We start from the raw sequence: 4,950 nt of genomic DNA, 5'->3' as shown, positions 1-4,950 counted from the left end.
TTTTCTTATCTGTTGTATAGTCTTATTGTAAACGTTTTTTTATTTTGAGGGAGGTTATTAAAATGAGAAATAATGAACCAGAGATGTATTTGGATGATAAACAGTGGTCTCCATTATGGGAGACGTATTTAAAGGAGGCTGTTGTTTTCGATCCATTCAAGGTCCATGAAATAAATTGCATTCTGCCGTTGCCTGAAAGGTCAGGGGTGTTGATCTTTACAGATAGCGACGTGCATTTCAGTAATATGAACGCGTTGAAAACACTGCATCAATTTTCTTCAATTCATTCCTTTTCTGATTACCAAGTCTTATCCAGCAGCCTAAAGGAGCTAGGGCATTTCGGTAAGTACAAAATGCCTTGGGTCTGTCCCTACTTTGCGCTCTTTCCACTAGAATCAAGGGAACAGACAACGTGGATCAATCCCATTACCATCAAAAAAATCTTCAAAGCCAACGATCAATACTATGCGCAGATGACTAATGATCTCTGTTTACTTCTTCCTGTCCATCGCCGCCGATTCGTTCAACGGGCGGAGATCGCTTGTCTGCTCTTAGCCACGATTCGCCGCGGTGTCCTACATTTTGGACTGCCTGGAGATATTCCGTTAGATTTCCTCTATTTCCCGAACACCTCTTTTGCGAAAACGTTAAGCAAGCGTTCTAGTCTGAAAGAATTTCGAACTCCAGTCGGTGAGATCAATCGCTTGTATCAACAGACCTACTCCCTCTATCATTGCGAACCTTTTATGTATGATCCAGATGATAGTGACCATATTGACTGGCTTTAGATTTAACAAAATAGCAGCATGCTTGAACGATCGAGCGTGCTGCTATTTTGTTATAATTTTACGTTTTTTTCAGGCAAAACTCTTCATTATACCTCAACCTTTTTTCTTTCTCAAATTCCAATTTGGCCTTTTAGGTACCAATTTGACCCTTTTTATCGCTGTAACCCGCATTCCACCGTTAAAAAGGTGTCAATTTGGGGGGCAAAAGGCCAAATTGGAATTCGCATTCTTTTTTGAAATCGTTTATCTTTTAGTCACCGGCCGGTACAACAATACAAAAACACGGAGGCGTTAAATTATGATCCAACGATTAAGTACAAAATTACAGGTGCAGCTCTCATTACCAGGAGCAGAAAAATTAAAGAAAGTCACGTTCCAAAACGTCGTCGAAAATCCAGATGAAGCTCAAATCCTTAAACTAGGACAACTTATGAAGGAACTTGACGTAGAAGACACACAATTAGACGGCGTGATTATCACCAGCCAATCACGAGTGAGTAAATAGGAGGATAAGCATAGATGAAAAAATTAGTAGCGATCTTTAAAACCAGCGGCGGACGCTCTCAAACATGGAGCTACCAAAATCCCGCACAAGACCGATCCAGTGATGAGATCCGAGGTATCTTAGAAAGACTGACACTCTTGACGATCTTTGAAAAGGACGGCGAAAAGCTGTTCGACCACGTCGTTAGTGCAAAGTATGTAGAAACTGTCGAAACAATTATCTTTTAAACAAAAACTGAGGAAGGTTGGCTAACAACCACCTTCCTCTACTAACTAAAAGGAGGATAACCATCCATGAATGAACAAACTCTGACTTGCCGACAATTGTTCAATCTTAAATCAACAACATTAGAAAAACGAATTACAACTTATTATTATCAAACGCAAAACAGCAGCTTAACGATCAAATATATTTTAGCTTTACGTGTACGGTTTCAACTTGGTGCGGAGGAGTTTGCCTTCATTCTAAAGGATCTTGTCCGCGATATTTTTATGCACACTAAAGCGACTCGGACCATGAAGCGATTCTTCTATTATTTCCAAGATTATTTCATGGCACCAGAATGGCGCTCGTTAACATCAAAAGTATTTCCTGTCCGTAACTTTGGCGAAAAAGCCATGTCCCTTGTCCGTTCCCTAATCGCAAAAGTCCGTCCTGATGAAACAAATGAACCTTGAGAGTAAACCTACCTACGCAAAAAAAATTAAGAAAGGAACGTAGAAAAATGACCCATGATTTAGTCACGACCTTCACGAACGGTCTAGGTAAAGAACATGATTGGACCTATAAGAATGTGAATGCCGACCTGCCAGCAGCACAGCTCAAAGAAGCTTGCGAACTATTAACTCAACTCGACATTTTTGAAAAAAACGGCGTAAAACTATTTGATACTGTGGTTACAGGCAAGATCGTCACCACGTATGATCACGAGATTTTTGACTTAGAAAATGAGCCGAAAGTCGATGTAAACACTCCGACTGAACAGCTAAATAAAGAAGCTGCAATAAAACTTGAAACCGAAACTCCATGCGAGCAGTCTTGCGAAAAATTAGATGAGGCAGCAGATTCTCCAGCGAAACCGGAGGAAACGATTCATTCTGAAGAATCAAAATCAATCACTCCTGCCAAAACAAACAGAAGCTATGACCATGTATTCGAGCCAACCAGAACGGCAATCGAAAAGAAATTGAAAGGCCCGGCAGAAACGGGAAGTAACCAAAATTCATTAATTATACAATCAACAGAAATCGGAGATAAGCACACGATTGATTGTAACGAGCAACCTGCCGAAGTCTCTTCAACTTCTATGACAGCCCAGTCTGATGAACAAGAACACATGAGTCCACAGCAGCGTCTGTTGGCTTGGGTACGGCGCAAGAAAAGTCGGAACAAGGACGATCCGGACATTCACTAACAGTGAAGCGTCTAACTAAACTCGGTCATTGACAACTTAATACCCTTTGCGTAGGTAATTTCGCTCACGTCGTCAGCCTCCACTTTTAGAGAGGAGGTGATGCACCTTGAGCGAGCTGATCCGATATGTCCTCGCTCCGCTCTTTGTGGGGCTGATCGTGGCTCTGGTCAACCACTGGTTGAGCGGGCACGATCCATGACGACTGGAAGACAAATACACCTGCGGTTTATGCGACCGCAGGTGTTTGTAATAATATTATTTTACTACTTAACTAATCAACAATCGGATCAATCGATCTTCATTATAATCTGCGATCAGCTCAGAAAAGTCCTTCAGCAAATCACTCTCGCGAATTTTTTTTCCATCGAAGGAGCCTTTGTACTGACGAGTGATCATTTGCAGCTTGCTGAAGATATTGGCTAAGAAATAGCCTTCGCTAAGTGTTTCTTTGGCTTGCTCTTGCTTCATCTGCGCTAAATCTTCCAACAAATCCTTTTTCTTTCCTTCATACCATGCTTTGGCCGCATTGCCGCCGATCTTTAGTTCTGCTTGAACGATGTGATCAAAGTTTTTCAGCAGTTTTTCGATCGATGCAGGTTCGATAAAATAGAAATCCTTTTCTTTCATATATTCAGCCAGGTAATAAAACGTACTGCCCAGCTCGGAATTGCTATTGGGATATTGTGTCAGCTTATATTTTGGAACAAAGATTTTTTTCTCGATCTCTTCTTTGGTCAGCGTTTTGTAGACCTTGATCAGCTTGGTTCCAAAGAGGCGTTTTTTTCTGACCGTAAACTCATTCGTGAGAAACTTAGGCAGCAGGTCATTGACGAAAAATGAATAGGTATCGGCCACATTATAGGGCTGTTCCGGTTTATTCGCCTCATCTGGGTAATCGAGATACTCCCATATCACATCGACCACCAGCTTTTCTGGATCATAAGCAGATTGCTCGTAGCTGCCATAAACATTGAAGAGCTCGCGGCGCAGTTCGTCTTCGATCCCGATCCGATTATGATCTTCAAAGGGAGTAAAGATATAGCCGTCTTTATAGGTACCGTTGCTTGTTTGATAGGTATGCACATGCTCGCGGATTTTCTCCCAGAGCTCGACCTCCAGCTGCATCAGCTTGAAGGTACTGTGACTGCCGCGATACGGTTCAAAGGCGAAGGACTCCAAGCTTTTCATAAAGCTGGTGATCTTCGCGACGTATTTCTTTATGAATATATCGATGACTGAACACAGCTCATCGACCTCAGCTGGATACAAATAGGCGATGCTGTCGCCAAAATCCGCAAAGTATTGATTGAGTTCCTCCAGATACACCTTGATGAACTTTCGCATGCCTAATTTTGCGGCTGTTTCCTTGCCGAAATAAAACAAATCCAGAATTTCTCTAGGCGTTAATTTGATCTCGGCCTCCGCCTTTTGGCTAAGTCTGGCAAATTGGATCGTACAGCTGTCTTCACGAGAAGCAAGATCGTCTTTGGGATAAGCCGCTGTCAGACAGACATTTTTATACTTAATCGTGATGGTCTCTTCGGTTTCTTCCACAGTCATTTCATCGGCATATTCCTCTACTTCTGGAAAGATTGCGATATCCTGACTGATTCGCTCCAATGCGCCATTAAATAGATAATTATCAAAGCGATCGATCCGTTCAAAAAAGACTGCCGGAAGTCCGTCCTCTTCAGAGAGCTGATTCGCTTTGGGAACCTTGAGTACGATCGTTTCTTGAGCACTTGTAATTTCTTTGACCTTTTCAAAAAGCTGTTCAAAGGGGTCCACCCAATAGACCGCTTGTTCTTCAAGATCGACATAAAACAGCACGGTCAATGAGCGTTTTTTGAACCACTGCCGAACTGTCGCTGTTTGAAGCTGTAGTGAAACAGACTCTTCATCTTCCGTCGTTTTTTCCGTTCCTTTGTATTGAGCAAAGAATTCTCTGATTGTACCTGTTTCAGCTGAAGCCAGTGCACACGCAAAATCAACGCCGAAATCATCGTGCAGCTCATTTACCCGACAGAGCTTTGCTAGCCGAGTGCTGAGCAGTTCTGCTTGATTTTCAATTTTTGGTGCAGCTTCCATTTTTATTACCAACGATTTCCCACCTTCCCCTTAATATCGTTTCCATTCTGTTCAAACGATACCCTTTTCCAATTAAACATCATCAGTATTAAAAATAACATTTTTCACGAACTAAGTAAATAATACTCACATATAAATAGCATCAAAATAGCGTT

Annotated in this window: 7 protein-coding genes; 6 read left to right on the top strand and 1 reads right to left on the bottom strand. The window is 41.9% G+C overall.

What is annotated here, in order from left to right:
- Positions 1 to 62 precede the first annotated feature (62 nt).
- From A5875_RS16020 to A5875_RS23315, 6 genes are all read left to right on the top strand, one after another.
- Positions 63 to 788 carry a hypothetical protein gene (locus A5875_RS16020; protein ID WP_088934515.1) on the top strand — a complete coding sequence of 242 codons (726 nt, stop codon included), beginning with the start codon at positions 63 to 65 and terminating at the stop codon, positions 786 to 788.
- A 298-nt stretch (positions 789 to 1,086) separates the two neighbouring features.
- Positions 1,087 to 1,293, top strand: a complete 207-nt coding sequence (locus A5875_RS16015; protein WP_088933795.1) for a DUF1659 domain-containing protein — start codon at positions 1,087 to 1,089, stop codon at positions 1,291 to 1,293.
- Between the two features lie 14 nt (positions 1,294 to 1,307).
- Positions 1,308 to 1,520 carry a DUF2922 domain-containing protein gene (locus tag A5875_RS16010; RefSeq protein ID WP_088934285.1) on the top strand — a complete coding sequence of 71 codons (213 nt, stop codon included), beginning with the start codon at positions 1,308 to 1,310 and terminating at the stop codon, positions 1,518 to 1,520.
- 66 nt (positions 1,521 to 1,586) lie between these two features.
- Positions 1,587 to 1,970 carry a hypothetical protein gene (locus tag A5875_RS16005; protein WP_088934514.1) on the top strand — a complete coding sequence of 128 codons (384 nt, stop codon included), beginning with the start codon at positions 1,587 to 1,589 and terminating at the stop codon, positions 1,968 to 1,970.
- Positions 1,971 to 2,017: 47 nt separating this feature from the next.
- Positions 2,018 to 2,707, top strand: coding sequence for a DUF2922 family protein (locus A5875_RS16000; RefSeq protein WP_088934513.1), 690 nt, complete (start codon positions 2,018 to 2,020; stop codon positions 2,705 to 2,707).
- A 106-nt stretch (positions 2,708 to 2,813) separates the two neighbouring features.
- A complete protein-coding gene (locus tag A5875_RS23315; protein WP_137663145.1) occupies positions 2,814 to 2,906 on the top strand; it encodes a type I toxin-antitoxin system Fst family toxin in 93 nt (30 codons plus the stop codon).
- Between the two features lie 68 nt (positions 2,907 to 2,974).
- Here A5875_RS23315 and A5875_RS15995 read toward each other — a convergent pair whose 3' ends face one another.
- Positions 2,975 to 4,807: a DUF4365 domain-containing protein gene (locus tag A5875_RS15995; protein WP_141108312.1), complete on the bottom strand. Its 1,833-nt coding sequence runs from the start codon at positions 4,805 to 4,807 to the stop codon at positions 2,975 to 2,977.
- Positions 4,808 to 4,950 lie beyond the last annotated feature (143 nt).

It is taken from the genome of Enterococcus sp. 3H8_DIV0648 (genome assembly GCF_002140655.1).
In the GTDB taxonomy this organism is placed as follows: domain Bacteria; phylum Bacillota; class Bacilli; order Lactobacillales; family Enterococcaceae; genus Enterococcus_A; species Enterococcus_A hulanensis.
Note: the sequence above shows the minus strand (reverse complement) of the source record. Positions and strands in the feature narration are given on the sequence as shown.